This is a genomic window from Caulobacter sp. GW821-FHT09B08, assembly GCF_059418225.1.
In genome coordinates this window covers 1,111,553-1,128,186 of the sequence record NZ_JBWKPL010000001.1, presented here as the reverse complement: position 1 = coordinate 1,128,186, position 16,634 = coordinate 1,111,553, and the positions used below count along the sequence as shown (strand labels likewise).

The window sequence follows — 16,634 nt, the reverse complement described above, 5'->3', positions numbered from 1 at the left end:
GACGAATTGGCGAAGCTGAACCGTATGGCGGTTGCCACACGCTGAAGTGAGTGGGTACCTTGGGTTGGGTAGGGGCGAAGCGGCTGGGGGGTCGCAAGTCACGCGAAGTGATGGGAATGAGTGCATGCTTAACGACATCGGCGATGTCCTGACCGGCAAGGGCAATTCGAGGCAAAAGCGGGAGTCGGATCGCCTTTTCGAAACGCTGCAATCAGTAGTCGAGCAACTCAATTCTTCTACCTTCATGCAGCAGGTGGGCGTCGACGAGCTGAAGGGCCTGCTCATTGCGCAACAGACCGTGGTCGTCGACGAGCTGGAAAAACTGTCGACGCGCCTGGACGCGCTCCAGGCCACGGTCGGCGGCCTGGACGAGCTCCAGCAGCGGGGCTGGGAGGGTCTGGGCCAGCTGGACCACCACCTGCGCTGGGCGCGCGACTACGATCGCGAGCTCCTGGACAACATCGGCAGCATCCTGACCAAGCTGGACGGCCACGTGCGCTGGGCGCGCGACTACGACCGCGAACAGCTGGACGCCATCGCCAACGGCGTCTCCATCCAGGCCGTGCTGCAGGATCAGCGCGCCATCGACGTGCAGGCCCGCTTCGACGCCTTGCGCGAAGACGTGCTGTCGGCCGCGCCGGCGCTGGAGAGCCACTTCGAGGCGCTGCACCAGGACGCGGTGTCGGCGGTCGCGCTGGTGGAGACCCGGTTCGAGGCCCTGCACCACGACGTGGTGCAGGCGGCGGCCGGGATCGAAGCCGGCGGCGAACGCCGCCTGGCCGACCTGGGCCGCGACGTGATCGGCCGGCTGCAGGGCGCGTTCAGCGACTCCGACGGCGGAAATTCCGAACGCATCGACCTGGTCAAGCAGGACCTGAATCTGCTGTACGGCCGGCTGATCCAGCTGGACAAGGACCAGGCCGACCGCGCCCGCTCGATCGAGGACGGCCTGCTGACCCTGGGTACGCAGATGCGCGAACTGTTCGGGCAGCTGAAGGCCCAGGACGTCGTCGAGGCGCCCGCCGCGCCCGTCGCGCCGGAGGCGAACGCCGCCGAGATCCCCGGCGTGTTCATCGTCGGCCACGCCCGTTCGGGCACCTCGGTGCTGGCCGGCGCGCTCAACAGCTCGCCCGACCTCTACATCTTCGGCGAGCCCTATCTCTATCTCGAAGCCCAGCGCCCCGATTTCCGCGACTGGTACAACGACATGCACCTGGGCCTGGGCAATCCGCCCCAGAAGGGCACCTACTGCCCGGCCCTGCTGGACGGTCCGGCCACCGGCTTCGACTACATGCGGGCGCTGTCGAAGATCTATCGCCGGGTCGGCGAGAAGGTCGCCTTCCGCGACGTCTCCCTGGGCTATGACCTGGACCGCTATCTGAAGTTCCAGGAGCGCTACTTCTTCCAGGGCAAGTACGTCTGCATCACCCGCAATCCGGGCGGGGTGATCGGGTCGTGCCTGCGGATGTTCGGCGACAGCCAGCCGCTGCTCTACGCGCGCTCGTACCTGGCGGTGACCAAGTGCATCCTGCACATCTGCGCCTGCTTCCCCGACGCGCGTCTGGTGCTGCACGAGACGCTGGACGCCCGCGCCATCGGCAAGCTGGCCGAGTTCCTGGACGTCGACCTGAGCATGGCGTCGCAACACTACGACTCCAAGCACCAGAAGACGAACGGCTTCGACCTGCACGCCTACTATTCCGAAGAGCTGGCCGAGACCCTGCACTGGGCCTACGAGCAGGCGGTGTTCTACCAGAACCCCGAGGACCTGATCCTGGCCGACCGGCTGGGCGGTCTGGCCGACGCCCAGATGCGTCTGGCCGTCCGCATCGCCGAACTGGACGACATGATCGCCAACGGCGTGGACGCCAAGGTCCCGCCGTCGCAGGCCAAGCAGCCCACGACCCCCGCCGCGCCGCCCACGCGGTCGCGCAAGTCGTCCAAGAAGGCCTGAGGCGGCTGGACGCCGGCCCGGTCAGTCGACCCTACTAGTCGACTGGGGCCGGTTCCAGCGGAACGGGGATCAGGCCGGGCATGGCCGGCAGGTCGCCGACCTTCTCGAAGATGCGGCTCTTGGGGCAGGCGGCCTGCAGCTCCGGCGGCAGGTTGATCGCCGGTTCGCCCAGCCAGCCGGCGGCCATCACCTGGAAGATCGGCTTGTCGGTCTCGGGCTTGCCCCACGACCCCAGCTGCACCACGCAATCGCAATCGTCCGGCACGGCCATGTCGGGCCGGTAGGTCACGCGCGCCCCGACGGCGTCGGCGGCGATCCGCAGATAGGGCACGCTGCCGGGACGGCCCAGCACCACGATGTCGCGATAGTGGGCGACGATGAAGTCGATCAGTTCCTTGCGGATCAGCCAGGAGCACCAGTGCGGCTGGTCGTTGTAGTCGACATAGCCGGCGCGGGCGGCGGGCTGGGGCGCGGCCTCGGGCTCGCTCCGGCGACCGAAGGCCGACAGCAGCGAGGCGACCAGGCCCTTGCGCGGGGCGGGCTCGGTTTCGGGCTCCGGCGTCCGGTGCGGGTCGGTCTCCGGGCGGGCCGCCCGCAGGGCCGCGTTCAGCTGGCGCTTGATGCCGATGGTGTCGAGCGGGACGTCCCTCAGGGTCCAGGTGTCCGACGCCGCCACCTTGGTCGAGACGGTGCCGCACTGGACTTCCCAGTCCGCGGTCTGGGCGGCGAACTCGTCGCTGTAGGCCACGCGGACCACGGCCGCGCCCACATAGTCGCCCAGGTCGGCCAGGCTCTGGTTGACGCTGTCCAGAGGGATGTCGTCGCCCTGGACCATGTCCATGGCGATCTCGTGATTGGCCTCCGAATAGCCCGCCCAGCGCACGCCCAGCAGGGGGCTGTAGGGGTGGGGGCGATAGTCGTGGCTGATGCGCGGATAGACCATCCACTGGGTCAACCAGAACAGCTGGCTGGCGTCGTCGGTCAGGATGATGTCGGCCGAGCGGATCTCGTCGTGGATGCGCCGCAGCGACTGGTAGACCTCCAGCCGGCCTTCGTCGCGGGCCATGAAGTAGTCGGTGAACACCAGGTCCGACAGCAGGATCGAGGCCGGCGGGGCGCAGACGTGCTTGACGTGGACCTCGACCGGCGACTGGGCGACGAACTCCTCCAGCGCCCGCTTGAAGATCAGGCGGAAGGGGTTGGTGTCGATCAGCGAGACGATCTTGACCGCCTTGCCGCCGGTCGCCGCGCCGCCGTCGGCGCGCAGGATGGAATCGACGCTCTGGGCCGGGTCCAGACCCGCGCCCAGGCCGTGCTTGGACAGGGTCAGGGCCAGGTTCACGAAGCCCAGGGAGTCGATCTGCTCCTTGATCGGGCGGGCGGTGTCCAGCCACGGGAACAGCTCGGCCAGGTCGGCGCGGGCGCGCTCGACCGGCGAGGCGCCGTCGCGGGCGGTCTCGGCCAGCAGGGCGCGCTTGCGCCAGTGCTCGCCGGTCTTCTTGCGATTGATCTTGCCCGACGAGGTCTTGGTGACGAAGCGCGGCGGCACGAAATAGGCCTGGGCCGACTCCAGGCCCGTGCGACGGATCACCTTGGCGACGGTGTCCTGGTCGCGGTTGCGCCGCCAGAACCCAGGGTCCTCGATCAGGATCACCGGCCGCTCGGTGCCGAGGTCGGCGTCGACCTGGGCGAAGGCGGCGATGCGGCCCGCGGCTTCCGGAACCTCCTGGGCCACGACGTCGTCGATGTCGCTGAGGATGGTCTTGCGGCCGGCGTTGTTGATCATGTCCTGCCGGCGGCCCTGCAGATAGACCTCGCCGTCGATCACCGCGCCCAGGTCGCCGGTGCGGTAGAAGCCCTCGGGATCCAGCCGGATGTCCTGGCCGATATAGGCCTGGACGGAATAGGCGCTGCGGACCAGCACCTCGCCGTCGTCGATCTTGACCTCGACGCCGGGAATGGGCTTGCCGCAGCTGACCACCTCGACGCCGTCGATCGTGGCGGTCTTCAGGCTCTCGGTCTGGGCGACGGCGAAGATGTTCTCGGCCATGCCCCAGCAGTTGAACAGCTTCTCGCGCGGCGTGCCGGTGGCCTCGCTGAAGCGCTGCATGGTGCGCGCCCGCGTCGGCTCCGAGCACGAGATCCACTTGCGCATGCTGGGCGTGGGGGCGGGCTTGGAGGCCATCACCTCGAAGCCGAAATTGGGCATGTAGCAGACCGCGCCCTGGTGGGCGTCGATGGCCTCCCACAGCATCTCGGGGCGGCGGATCCAGGCGATCGGATCCATCAGCACCAGCTTGCAGCCGATGATGCGCGGCAGCAGGAACGCGGCCACGAAGCCCATGTCGTGATAGAGCGGCAGCCAGGACACCACGCAGTCGCCGGGCTTCAGCCCCAGGACCTTGTTGTACTCCTCGGCATGGGCGTGGACCGCCGCCATGTCGAAGCGGATGCCCTTGCGGAAGCCCGTGGTGCCCGAGCTCATCTGGATGATCGAGCCGTCGCGCGGCAGGTCGCAGCGGCCCACCGCTCCGGGGATGGCCGGGACGCCGTCCAGCAGGATGCGGGGGATTTCCAGGTCCGGCACGCAGGCGCTGTCGGCGCAGAGCAGCAGGTCGATCCCGACCGTGCGCACCGCGCTGGCCATCTCCGATTCCCAATAGACCCGCGACAGCTTGGCGGTGGGATAGTGCAGGATGATCGGCTGGTGGCCCAGGTTCAGGGCCGCCTGCCAGGCCTCGACCAGCACGCGGCCGGTGGGCGCGATCAGCCCCACCACGCCCTTGTTCGGCAACGCCTTGGCGATCGCCGCCTCGAAGCCGGGCGTCAGTCTCCAGTCGTCGGTTCCAAGGTGATCGTCACCGGAATCGCTACTGAACAGGATCATTTCCAACCTCGGATAGGCGCCGCCGGCGACGTCATCAACGTCCGATCATCCTTGTGGGCGGGGTCAGTTTTGGCAATCCCCTGCCCTTGGCGATTTCAAGTTGATCGAGGAACCGCTCGACTTCGGAATAGTTGCGCTCGGGCAGGATGGAAAGGTCGTACGACCACCATTCCGAGGCCAGAATCCGCTCGATCAGCTCCGGTTCGAAGCGATATTTGATGATCTTGGCCGGAACGCCGCCGACGATGGCGAATGGCGGGACGTCGTGGGTGACCACCGAATTCGCCGCCACGATGGCGCCGATCCCGACCTTGACGCCCGGCATGATGATCGCCCGGGCCCCGATCCAGACGTCGTGGTCGATCTCGGCGCGGTCGGACTTGTTGCGGGCGACCCGCGACAGGCTGGTCATGGCCGTGGCCTTGTAGCGGCGGGACTCGATCATGCCGGCCGAGATGCCGGACGGGTCCGAGACGACCGGGCTGGTCGACAGGAAGTCGGTGGGGTGCATCCCAGGATTGACGATGACGTGCTGCCCGATCGAGCAGTAACGGCCCACATCGGTGGCGTTCAGCTCGCACGAGCTGTTGAAGAAGGTATAGGCGCCGACCGAGCATTCACCCGAGATCGTGGCGTTGAAGACGTTGACGGGGGCTTCGAGGGTCACGCGACCGAAAATATGATCAAGGAAAACATAGAACTCTTCCGACTTGAGTCCTTCGTTCGTGAATTTTCGGATGTCTTGGTACACAACTTGCCTCGTCACCACTTCGCGCAGCGCTCGATAGCGCGCGCCGCGGCGGTCCGCCGCGACCCATCAAGGTAGGCAAAAGCCTGGATACTTCACCCTCCCGCTTCGACGAAAGTGATTTCGTCGGTGGTCGGCAAGCTTGAGTTGTCCCGGAGGGTTGGCCTTGGGCGACCGATCGACTATCAACCTGCCCTAGGGTAGGTCGATCACTTCTGATTTCGATCGACGTTCACGCGGGGGAGCGGATGGGCCGCAAGGTTCTGATCATCGACTTCAACCTTTTCCGAGAAGTCGGCGGCGGTCAAACAGTCTACAAAAATATTATTCGGCGACGCCCAGACGACGAATTCTATTATTTCTCGACCGATATCGACGCTGAACGCGACCGGCCCGCAAACGCCATCCCGATCCCTTTCAACGGAAGCGGGTACTTCAACGTCAGGCATCTGCCGATTGAAGGGCACTTCGCCCACGTCTTCAACGACTCCCTGCACCTGGCCCGCTCGGTGGCCGACGCCATGCCCGGGGCCTATTTCGACGTCGTCGACACGCCCGACTACCGCCAGAACGGCCTGTTCATCCGCAAGGCCCTGGAGATCCACGGCGTTAAGGTGGGCGTGGTGGCCCTGGCCCTGCACGGCACCCTGACCGCCTCGCTGCGCACGGCCTGGCCCTGGCAGGGCGACGCCGACCGCTTCTACGCCGAGCTCTATCTGCGCGAGCGCCTGCAGTTCAACGCGGTCGACGCCCGCTACGCGATCAGCGACTTCTACGCCGACGAGATGCGCCGGCACGCCGACCTGCCGGTCAATCCGCTCGACCCCACCCTGACGATCCGCGACACCGCCGCCGCCGCTCCGCCGGCGGACGCCGCCCGGCCCGACCTGGTGTTCATCGGCCGCCACGAGCGCCGCAAGGGTCCGGACCTGTTCATCGACCTGGCCTGGTGGGTCACCGACCAGGCCTACAGCCGCCTGCTGCTGATCGGCCCGGACGGCAAGAACCACCAGGGCGGCGGCGCCGAGCAGATCCTCCAGGGCGTCGGCGGCCGTCGCGCCCTGCGCTACGAGCGGGTCGACAAGCTGAGCCAGCAGGAGCTGCGCGAGCTGTGCGCCCGCCGCACCGTGGTGGTCGCGCCCTCGCGCTACGACCAGTTCAACCTGGTGGCCCTGGAGGCGCTGCTGGACGGCTGCCCGGTGCTGGTCAGCCGGAACACCGGCGTGGCGCGCTGGATCGAGACCCACCTGCCCGAGCTGAGCGACCTGGTGGTCGACATCACCTGCGACCGCCTGGCCGGCGAGCGGCTCTCGCGCCTGCTGGCCAATTACGACGCCGAGCGGGCCCGGATCGTCGCGGCCCTGGCCGCTGCGAACCTGCGTCCGGACGAGACCACGCTGGACCGCATGTACGACGCCACGCCGGTGGCGCCCCGGGTGCGCCGCCAGCTCGACGACATGGCGGCCCGGTTCCACCTGTTCTCCGCGATCCATTCGAACGAGCCGTCACCCGCCATCCAGGATCCGACCGTGCTCGCCGCGGGCGGCGCGGCCGTGGCCCTGCGCAAGGCCGGCAGCTTCGGCCGGCGCGCCAAGGGAGCGATCGACCGTCGCCTGGAGCCGGTGCGCGCGCGGCTGGCCAATTCGCGCTCGGTGCTGCACGCGGTGGCCTCGCGCCGCATCGCCGACACCTTCCAGCTCAGCGAGCGGGCGCGCCGCGAGTTCAACTTCATCTCCTCGCTGCCGGGCGTCTACGATCGCCTGCACAACACGCCCGAGCGGACCGACAAGGACATCGCCGGCAAGATCGATTTCCTGAATCTGCTGGTCAACGAGCGCAAGAGCGACCGTGTCCGCTGGTTCCGCGAGCTGGCTCGCCTGGAGCGCAAGCGCGGCAACGACCTGATCGGCGCCACCTACGACATGCGGGTCATGCGCTGGCTGAACCGCGACCACTTCGGCATGATCGGCCCGGTTAGGGAGTCGCTGGAGGCCCACGGCTTCGTGCGCGAGAGCCAGGCGGTCGACGCCCTGTTCGGCGATCCGACCAAGGCGCGCACGGCGTCCCGCGACTATCTGAAGGACCAGTACGGCCGCCACCTGAGCAAGCCGGACCTGCCGCTGGAGATCTCCGACGACCGTCGCGGCGACATCCGCCCCAAGGTCTCGGTGATCGTGTCGCTGTACAACGCCGCGTCCAAGATGCCCGACTTCATCGGCATGCTGCGCCAGCAGACCATGGCCGCCCAGGGCCAGATGGAAGTCATCTTCGTCGACAGCGGCTCGCCCGGCGACGAGCGCGGCATGTTCCTGAAGTACTGGGGCGACGGCGCGGGTCCGTTCCCGGCGCTCTACGCCCGCTCGGCCAACCGCGAGACCATCCAGGCGGCCTGGAACCGGGGCATCAAGCTGTCGCGCGGCGAATATCTGGCGTTCTACGGCGTCGACGAGGGCATGCGTCCCGACTGCCTGGAGCGGCTGTCCCAGGCCCTGGACCAGCAGCCCGAGGTCGACTGGGTGATGGCCGACTCGATCGTCACCGACGTGGACCGCAAGGGCGTCTACGCCAACGACATCATGATCTACGATCGCGCCGAGTACACCCAGCACCGGCACTATCTGGACACCTGCTATCTGAGCTGGGTGGGCGGTCTCTATCGCCGCTCGATGCACGACCGGTTCGGCTATTACGACGAGAACTTCCGCGCCGCCGGCGACACCGAGTTCAAGAACCGCATCTTGCCCCACATCAAGAGCGCCCGCGTCAACGCGGTGCTGGGGGTGTTCAACAACTATCCCGAGGAGCGCACGACCCAGCATCCGCGCGCCGAGATCGAGGATTTCCGCGCCTGGTACCTGCACCGCTCGTACGGCGGCATGGCCTACGCCTTCGACGACCGCGCCGCGGGCGAGGCGGTGCCGCTGCTGTGGGACACGCTGAACTACCGCAAGAGCTTCTGCTATCACCGCAGCACCGACGTGGAGCTGATGCTGTCGCTGGGCGACTACGTGGCCGATCGCTTCGGCGAGCCGCACTGGTACGACGCCCAGGTGAAGATGCGCCGCCTGGCCGATCTGTTCACCCACTACGAGCTGTGGCGCGGCGGCCTGTCGGGCCTGGGCGCCCAGTACCGCTTCGCCGACATGACCAAGGCCCTGGGCGTGGCGGCCGAGGAGGCCCGTCAGTCCCTGCGGATGGAAAGCCCGCAGGCCTTCGACGTGTTCAACGACAACCGCTACGAACAGCACTGGTGGTCGTGGAGCGAAGGCTCCTGATCCTCAGGCCCTGAGGTTCAGGCGAAATCGGCGGCCAGGCGCTCGACCAGCGCCTGGCCGCTGTGCGTTTCAGCCCAGGACGAGGCGGCCGCCGTGGCCCGGTAGTGGTCGCGGAACGCCATGACCTCGGCCACGCCCCGGGCGATGTCTCCGGCGTCGTAGTCGACGATCACTCCCACCGCGCCCGCAGGCACGTCCGCCGGCGCCTGCCAGGCGCGCAGGAGGCCGGAGACGGTCAGGCGGGTCTCGCCCAGCTCGGGGCGGACCAGGACCAGGTCGACACCGTCGGCGGCCTGGGAAGAGGTTTCGACCAGCACGCGCTCGCCGGCCGCCAGCCCGGACAAGTCCGCCGTCCCGGCCTCGACCGACAGGGGGGCGAGGCGCTCGCGCAGGGCCGCCAGATGGGCCTGCTGCGGCGGCCGGATCTGGGCGGCCATCCACGAGCCGGCGGTGACCAGCACGGGCGCGCCGGCCGCCAGGGCCTCGCTCATCACCCCCGACGAGCGGGCGCGGTAGGCGACGGGGTCGTAGGGGGTCAGGACCAAGTCGGCCCGGCCCAGCAGGTCGGCATAGGCGGCGCTGTCCAAGGCCGCGTCCAGCAGGCGCACGCCGGGGCCGGCGTCGCGCAGCGCGGCGTGGGCGCGGGCCGTGGCCGGATCGCCCGTCCCGTCGTTGAAATGGCCCTGCAGGGTGAAGGCCACGGCGCCCGCCCGCCGCTCGGGCGCCATGTCCAGGATCGCCTGGGCCAGCAACGGAAAGCCCTTCTCGTCGCGCGCGTCGCCCAGATAGACGGCCTGGAAGACGGGATCGGGCGCCTGCCGGGGCGAGGGGACGACCGGGATCGGCAGCTGGCCGACCGCCTGGCCCGACAGGGCGGCGTAGCGGCGGGCCAGGGGCTCGGTGTCGGCATAGAGGCGCACGCGGCCGCCGCCGGCCGCGGCCAGCTCGGCCAAGGCCGAGGCCCAGTCCTGGGCGGTCCAGCGTCCGCCGCCGTCGGCGAACACGTCGCGCCGCAGCATCACGGCCCAGCGGCCCTCGGGCGCGGGGAGGCGGCGCAGGAAGCGGGCCAGGCCCAGCACCTCGGTCACCCCGGCGTCTGTCAGCAGGGACAGGTCGGCGGGGCCAGCGCCAGTCGCGCCGTGGAACCCGGCCAGGTCGGCCTCGAAGTCGCGCGCGGCCAGGGCGTCGGACAGGCGGTCGGCCCGGTTCCGCCAGGCCTGGAAGATCCCGCGAAGCCGGCCGCGTCCGGGCGGCGTCGGCGCGGCGGCGGTGTCGGCCGGGCCGGGCGCGGCGGCGGGACCGGAGGGGGCGCGGCCCAGCAGGCGGGCCAGGGCCTTCTGATAGCGGTCGGGACCGAAGACGCGCCGCGCGGACCCTTCCTCGGCCTCGCCGCAGGCGCGGCGGAAGGCGGGGACGGCGTCGAGGTCGCCGTCATGGGCGCGGTGGGCGGCCAGGCGCGTGCGATAGCCCAGGGCGCTGGCCGCCTGGAGCACGCGGTGGGCGTAGTCGCGATAGTGGCCGACCCGGCCCTTCAGCGAAGGGCTGAGCAGCAGCAGCCGTCGGTCTTCAGACGGCGGTGAAGTCCACAACGCGACCGCCCTTCATGTGCAGCACCTTGTTGCAGAAGCTCTGGATGATGCTGGTGTCGTGCGAGGCCAGCACCAGGATGCTGGCGCGATCGACCAGCTCGACCAGGCGGGCGTGGGCGGCGACCCGGAACTCGGCGTCGCCGGCCGCCATCCATTCGTCCATCAGCAGGATGTCGGCGTCGAAGGCGGTGGCCGCGGCGAAGGCCAGGCGCGCCTGCATGCCGGCCGAATAGGCCTTCAGCGGCATGGCCAGGAAGGCGCCCAGGCCGGTGAAGGCGGCGATCTCGGGCATGCGCGCCTGGATGTCCTTGCGGGTGTAGCCCGCCAGCATCCCGCGCATGTAGATGTTCTCGTAGCCCGAGGCGAACGGGTCCATGCCCACGCCGACGTCGAGCAGGGCGGTGACCTTGCCGTGCGTCTCCACGCGGCCGGCGTCGGGCGCGAAGGCCCCGGCCAGCACGCGCAGCAGGGTGGTCTTGCCCGCGCCGTTGGGGCCCACCAGGCCCAGGCGGTCGCCCGCCTCGAGCTTGAAATTGACCCCGTGCAGGGCCTGGACGACGGGCGAGCCGCTGCGTCCGCGCCCGATGGCGCCGCCAATGGTCTTGGCCGCGACGGTTCTCTTCAGAGAGTGGGAATCAGCTCCGTAGATCGGAAACTGCAGGCCCAGGCCGGAAACGTTTATGGATGCCATTGTTCACAGATAGTGGACGATGCGACGACGCTGGGCGGCGTAGAACAGGAAGGCCACGAGCCAACCGACGGCGAGGAAGCCGAAGGAAAACGACCAAGTTAGGGCGCTGACGCCCTCGCCCATGATCGGTCCCCGGACAAGCTCGAGCATATGATAAAGCGGGTTGAAGTCGAGCACGAACCGATTGTGGCTGACCCCGGACGGGTGCCAGAAGATCGGCGTCATGAAGAAGGCCAGCTGCAGCAGGGCCGAAACGATCTGCGGCACGTCCTTGAAGCGGGCGCCGACGAAGGCGAGGATCGTGGAGATCCAGGCCAGGTTCAGCAGCAGCACCAGGGCGCCGGGAACCAGCAGCAGCGGCTTGACGTGCGTCCAGGAGCCCGAAACGCCCAAGACGATGGCGATGATGATCAGGTTGTGCGCAAGGATGATGATATTGCGCTGGATCGTCCGCCACACGAAGATGAACAGCGATATGCCGGACTGGCGAATAATCGGCGCGCCTTGACTGAAGGCGGTGGTCGATTCCTGGATCGACCCAGAGATGAATCCCCACAGGACGATGCCGCTGGCAAGGTAGGGGATGTAAACTCGCGCGTCGATGTGCAGCAGTTGAGTATAGAGCAGGCTCATGCCGCCGATCAGCGCCGCCATGCTCAGCGTGATCCACAGCGGACCAATCACCGAACCTCTATATCGGGCTACAGTATCCTGCCAAGCGAGCGCTGCCCAAATACGCCAGTGCGCAATGGACTCGGCAAGATCATGAAAGGCGTCCCCGATTTTCTTGCCGAAACTCTGCGAAGCACTGACGGTTACACTATGTCGATCCATTTTGTACCGCTTGCAGGCGTGGGTAGCGGCCACCCCGTACCAGTCCCCCGGAGGGCGCACAAGCTGTATTCCGAGCAATTTCACTCTCGACCCTGGCGACTCACCTGACTAAGGTCGGTAGGTCTTTACCTGCCTTGTCTGGGGAATTCGCCACATGATGGTCACGACCAGAACCCCGCTTCGCGTGAGTTTGTTCGGTGGTGGCACCGACTATCCGGCGTATTTCGAACAGCATCCCGGCGCCGTGATCGGTGTCGCCATCGACAAGTATATCTATATCTCGGCGCTCGAGCTTACGGCCTGGCAGGACTACAATTATCGTCTTGCCTATTCCAAGCTGGAGATGACCAAGACTATCGACGAGATCGAACATCCGTTGGTCCGCGCCGTCCTGGCCGACCGCAAGATCCGTGCTCGCCTCGACATCAACGTCATTTCCGACCTGCCCGCGAGTTCGGGCCTGGGCTCGTCCTCCGCGTTCAGCGTCGGCTTCGTCAATCTGATCACCCAGATGTTCAGCCGACCGATGACCAAGATGGAGCTGGCCCGCGCCGCCATGGACGTCGAGCAGCGCCTGCTGCAGGAGAACGTCGGCGTCCAGGACCAGCTGCACACCGCCTTCGGCGGCATCAACCGCTTCGACTTCCACGGCAAGCGCATGTCGGTCAGCCCGGTGGACATGGGGCTGAGCGCCATGGAGGCGCTCGACCGCTGCATGGTGCTGGTCCACACCGGCCGTCAGCGCCGCGCCACCCACGTGGCCGCCGACAAGATCGCCAGCATCAAGTCGGGCAAGACCACCGGCGAGCTGTCGACCCTCTACCAGATGGTCGGCGAGTGCATGGACATGCTGGAATCGGCCCAGGGCGAGGGCTTCGTGTCCGAGCTGGGCCGGATGCTGGATGAGAGCTGGAAGATCAAGCGCCGGCTGTCCAACAGCGTCTCCGACGAATCGATCGACGAGCTCTATGCGCGCGGCATGGCGGCGGGCGCCTTCGGCGGCAAGCTGTGCGGCGCCGGCGGCGGCGGCTTCATCCTGATGCTGGTCGATCCCGACGCCATCGACGACTTCACCGCCCGGATGTCGCCCAACCCGGTCATCCGGATCGGCGTCGACACTCAGGGCTCCACCCTGCTCAGCAGCGGCGAGCGTCCCAAGCGCATTCCCGCCGAGCGCCGCTCGTTCGTGGCCGCCTGATCGCCAGACCGGCCCACGAACGTCCCATGATCCGTAAGAGCCCAGGCCGCGACGCGGGCGCTTCGGCATGAGCCGGGGCGTGGCCGTCGTCGTGGGCGCGGGGGTGGTGGGCCTGGCCGTGGCCCGGGAGCTGGCCACGCGCGGACTGGAGACTTTCGTCCTGGAGGCCGACCGGCTGATCGGCGGCGGTGTCTCCTCGCGCAACAGCGAGGTCATCCACGCGGGCATGTACTATCCCACCGGCTCGCTGCGCGCGAAGCACTGCGTGGAAGGCCGTCGCTGGCTCTACGACTACTGCGCCGAGCGCGGCGTGGGTCACCGCCGCTGCGGCAAGCTGATGGTCGCCACCAGCGAGGCCGAGCTGGTCAAGCTGCAGGCCATCCACCGCCAGGGCCAGGTCAATGACGTCGAGGACCTGTCGTGGCTGGACGGCGACCAGGCGCGGGCCATGGAGCCGGCCCTGAACACCGTCGGAGCCCTGTGGTCGCCGCAGACCGGGATCATCGACTCCCACGGCCTGATGCTGGCGCTGCAGGGCGATCTCGAGGACCAGGGCGGCTGGATCGCCTTCGACGCGCCCCTGCTGTCGGCCGAGCGGGTTGACGGTCGCTGGAGCCTGCGCACCGGCGGGGCCGAGCCGTTCGCCTTCGAGGCCGACCTGCTGGTCAACGCCGCGGGCCTGGGCGCCCACGCCGTCGCCGCCTCGGTGGCCGACTATCCGGCCGACCGCATCCCGCCGCGCTGGCTGGCCAAGGGCAACTATTTCCGCTTCTCGGGCCGCGCGCCCTTCACCCGGCTGATCTATCCCGCGCCGGTGGACGGCGGGCTGGGCGTGCACGTCACCCTGGACCTGGGCGGCCAGGTCCGGCTGGGGCCGGACGTGGAGTGGATCGAGGCCGAGGACTACGCCGTCGACCCCGCCCGGGGCGAGGCCTTCTACGCCGCCGCCCGCCGCTACTGGCCCGGCCTGGCCGACGGCGCCCTGACCCCGGACTATTGCGGCGTGCGGCCCAAGATCTGCGGTCCGGGCCAGACCGCAGATTTCGTCATCGACGGTCCCGCCGACCACGGCGTGACGGGGCTCGTCCAGATGTTCGGCATCGAATCGCCGGGCCTGACCTCCTCGCCCTCCCTGGCCCGCGCGGTCGCCGACGCCCTGGACGCATGAGCCACCCAGGGATGCATCAGCGCGGTTGTCCATTTCGCCCAGGCTCGGCTATAGACCCACCCATTCATGAGCGTAGCTGACGCGTCTTTAACTCGGGATTCCTTGATGAAAATTCTGGTCACCGGCGGCGCCGGCTACATCGGCTCCACCCTGGTCCCCCAACTGCTGGAACTGGGTCACGAGGTCACGGTCCTGGACACGTTCAAGGCCGGCGGCACCGAACTGTCGGCCGCCTGCCGCTATGACGGCTTCAAGCCGATCAAGGGCGACGCCCGCGACGAGCGCATCCTCGACGACCTGGTGCCCAAGCACGACGTGCTGATCCCGCTGGCCGCCCTGGTCGGCGCGCCGCTGTGCAAGGAAGACGCGATCGGCGCCCAGACCCTGAACCAGGACGCCGTCGAGGCCCTGGTCAAGCGTTCGAGCGGCGACCAGCGGATCGTCTATCCCACCACCAATTCCGGCTACGGCGTCGGCGAGGCCGGGAAGTTCTGCACCGAGGAAACCCCGCTGAACCCGATCTCGCTGTACGGCGTGACCAAGTGCGAGGCCGAGAAGGCCGTGCTGGGTTCGGGCCGCGGCGTGACCGTGCGCCTGGCCACCGTGTTCGGCATGGCCCCGCGCATGCGCATCGACCTGCTGGTCAACGACTTCACCTACCGCGCCCTGAACGACCGCGCCGTGCTGATCTTCGAAGGCCACTTCAAGCGCAACTTCATCCACATCCGCGACGTGGCCAAGGGCTTCATCCACGCCATCGACAACTTCGACGCCATGCGCGGCGAGGCCTACAACATGGGCCTGTCGTCGGCGAACCTGTCGAAGCTGGAGCTGTGCGAGCGCATCCAGCGCCAGCTGCCCAACTTCGTCTATGTCGAGGCCCCGATCGGCGAGGATCCGGACAAGCGCGACTACATCGTCTCGAACGAGAAGTTGGAAGCGACCGGCTGGTCGCCGGACTGGACCCTGGACGCCGGCATCGCCGAGCTGATCAAGGGCTACACCATGCTGCGCAACTCGCGCTTCGCCAACGTCTAGACCGGTCATGGGCGCGCCGGGTCTCCTGTCGGCCGCCGCCAGTCTCTGGCGCCGCGCCGCGCCCGACGCGCTTCGCCGCCCCGCGGCCCGATGGATGCAGGCCCGCAAGGCCAAGGCCATCGGCCGGGGGCGCGCCGCCCGCCCCGGCGGTCCGGTCCGGACCGTCGAGGTGGCCGGCCTGCTCAGCCAGATCATCGGCGTGGGGGAGGGGGCCAGGTTGGCCGCCGCCGCCCTCGAGGACGCCGGCTACGCGGTGATCCGCACCGATCTGGCGCCGCTGTTCGGGCGCGAGCCCCAGCTGGACGTCCCACCTGGCGCCTCGGGCGCGCCCGACGTCACGATCTTTCACCTGAACGGTCCCGAGCTGCTGCACCTGGCGGTGACCCAGGGCGAGGCGCCGTTCGCCGCCCCTTGGACCATCGGCTACTGGGCCTGGGAGCTGGAGGCTCTGCCGGCCGCCTGGGATCCGGCCTTCCACCTGCTGGACGAGGTCTGGTGCCCGTCGGAGTTCACCGCCCGGGCCGTGCGGGCCCGCGCCCCGGCCCGCGTGCGCGTGCGGGTGGCGCCCCATCCGGTGCACGAGCTAGCCGTGGCCCCGCCCGACCGCGCCCGCTTCGACCTGCCGCAAGACGCGGTGGTGGTGCTGACCAGCTTCGACGTCGGCTCGACCTTCGCCCGCAAGAACCCCGACGAGGCCTTGGAAGCGTTCCGCCTGGCTGCGGCTCAGGACGGCCCGGAAAGCCTGATGGTCTGCAAGGTGGTGGGCGGCGGGCGCGATCCGGCGGCCTTGGCCGCGCTGCGGGCCCGGGCGCCGGCCAATGTGCGGCTGCTGGAGGCGTCGCTGAGCGATGCGGAGATGTCTGGCCTGATCGCCAGCGCCGACATCGTCCTGTCCCTGCACCGGGCCGAGGGCTTCGGCCTGCTGCTGGCCCGCGCCATGCTGGCCGGCAAGCCCGTGGTGGCCACCGGCTGGTCGGGCAATCTGGATTTCATGACCGACGAGACCTCGGTCCTGGTGCCCTACGACCTGCGGCCGACTCGCGATCCCCAGGGGCTCTACAAGGGCGGGCGCTGGGCCTGGCCCCGGGTCGAGCCGGCGGCGGCGGCGCTGGCCGCCCTGATCGCCGACGCCGAGCACCGCACGACCCTTGGCGCGCGGGCGCGGACCCGGGCCGAGACGCTGTTTGGCCCTGAGGCCTATCGCGGCCTGCTGCACGGCCTGCTGGGGACCCCGAGGGATCCCCAGCCCTAG

At 68.7% G+C, this 16,634-nt stretch carries 12 protein-coding genes; 6 read left to right on the top strand and 6 right to left on the bottom strand.

Annotation, left to right across the window (positions count from 1 at the left end; all coding sequences use genetic code 11):
• Nucleotides 1-124: 124 nt before the first annotated feature.
• Complete coding sequence (locus tag AC07OA_RS05315; protein WP_494662716.1) at nucleotides 125-1,954, top strand: sulfotransferase family protein; 1,830 nt, start codon at nucleotides 125-127, stop codon at nucleotides 1,952-1,954.
• A 34-nt stretch (nucleotides 1,955-1,988) separates the two neighbouring features.
• Here AC07OA_RS05315 and AC07OA_RS05310 read toward each other — a convergent pair whose 3' ends face one another.
• From AC07OA_RS05310 to AC07OA_RS05300, 3 genes are all read right to left on the bottom strand, one after another.
• Nucleotides 1,989-4,841 (bottom strand): AMP-binding protein, encoded by a 2,853-nt coding sequence (locus tag AC07OA_RS05310; protein ID WP_494662715.1) that lies wholly within the window; start codon nucleotides 4,839-4,841, stop codon nucleotides 1,989-1,991.
• Nucleotides 4,842-4,875: 34 nt separating this feature from the next.
• Nucleotides 4,876-5,508, bottom strand: coding sequence for a CatB-related O-acetyltransferase (locus AC07OA_RS05305; RefSeq protein ID WP_494662714.1), 633 nt, complete (start codon nucleotides 5,506-5,508; stop codon nucleotides 4,876-4,878).
• 290 nt (nucleotides 5,509-5,798) lie between these two features.
• Nucleotides 5,799-6,065, bottom strand: coding sequence for a hypothetical protein (locus AC07OA_RS05300; RefSeq protein WP_494662713.1), 267 nt, complete (start codon nucleotides 6,063-6,065; stop codon nucleotides 5,799-5,801).
• A 33-nt stretch (nucleotides 6,066-6,098) separates the two neighbouring features.
• Between AC07OA_RS05300 and AC07OA_RS05295 the strand changes: the two genes are divergently transcribed.
• Nucleotides 6,099-8,864, top strand: coding sequence for a glycosyltransferase (locus AC07OA_RS05295; protein ID WP_494662712.1), 2,766 nt, complete (start codon nucleotides 6,099-6,101; stop codon nucleotides 8,862-8,864).
• A gap of 17 nt (nucleotides 8,865-8,881) precedes the next feature.
• On the opposite strand, the gene AC07OA_RS05290 is transcribed toward AC07OA_RS05295, so the two are convergent.
• Genes AC07OA_RS05290 through AC07OA_RS05280 form a run of 3 tightly spaced genes read right to left on the bottom strand, consistent with a single transcriptional unit; the run spans nucleotide 8,882 to nucleotide 12,011 of the window.
• Nucleotides 8,882-10,453 (bottom strand): glycosyltransferase, encoded by a 1,572-nt coding sequence (locus AC07OA_RS05290; RefSeq protein WP_494662711.1) that lies wholly within the window; start codon nucleotides 10,451-10,453, stop codon nucleotides 8,882-8,884.
• Nucleotides 10,431-11,144 (bottom strand): ABC transporter ATP-binding protein, encoded by a 714-nt coding sequence (locus tag AC07OA_RS05285; RefSeq protein ID WP_494662710.1) that lies wholly within the window; start codon nucleotides 11,142-11,144, stop codon nucleotides 10,431-10,433. Before AC07OA_RS05285 ends, AC07OA_RS05290 begins: the two co-directional genes overlap by 23 nt.
• 3 nt (nucleotides 11,145-11,147) lie before the next feature.
• Nucleotides 11,148-12,011 carry an ABC transporter permease gene (locus AC07OA_RS05280; RefSeq protein WP_494662709.1) on the bottom strand — a complete coding sequence of 288 codons (864 nt, stop codon included), beginning with the start codon at nucleotides 12,009-12,011 and terminating at the stop codon, nucleotides 11,148-11,150.
• Between the two features lie 151 nt (nucleotides 12,012-12,162).
• Between AC07OA_RS05280 and AC07OA_RS05275 the strand changes: the two genes are divergently transcribed.
• The 4 genes from AC07OA_RS05275 (at nucleotide 12,163) to AC07OA_RS05260 (ending at nucleotide 16,634) form a co-directional block, all read left to right on the top strand.
• Nucleotides 12,163-13,176 carry a GHMP family kinase ATP-binding protein gene (locus tag AC07OA_RS05275; RefSeq protein WP_494662708.1) on the top strand — a complete coding sequence of 338 codons (1,014 nt, stop codon included), beginning with the start codon at nucleotides 12,163-12,165 and terminating at the stop codon, nucleotides 13,174-13,176.
• A gap of 67 nt (nucleotides 13,177-13,243) precedes the next feature.
• Entirely contained in the window at nucleotides 13,244-14,344 is a 1,101-nt protein-coding gene (locus AC07OA_RS05270) for an NAD(P)/FAD-dependent oxidoreductase (RefSeq protein ID WP_494662707.1), read from the top strand.
• A gap of 105 nt (nucleotides 14,345-14,449) precedes the next feature.
• A complete protein-coding gene (locus tag AC07OA_RS05265; RefSeq protein ID WP_494662706.1) occupies nucleotides 14,450-15,382 on the top strand; it encodes an NAD-dependent epimerase/dehydratase family protein in 933 nt (310 codons plus the stop codon).
• Nucleotides 15,383-15,389: 7 nt separating this feature from the next.
• A complete protein-coding gene (locus AC07OA_RS05260; protein ID WP_494662705.1) occupies nucleotides 15,390-16,634 on the top strand; it encodes a glycosyltransferase in 1,245 nt (414 codons plus the stop codon).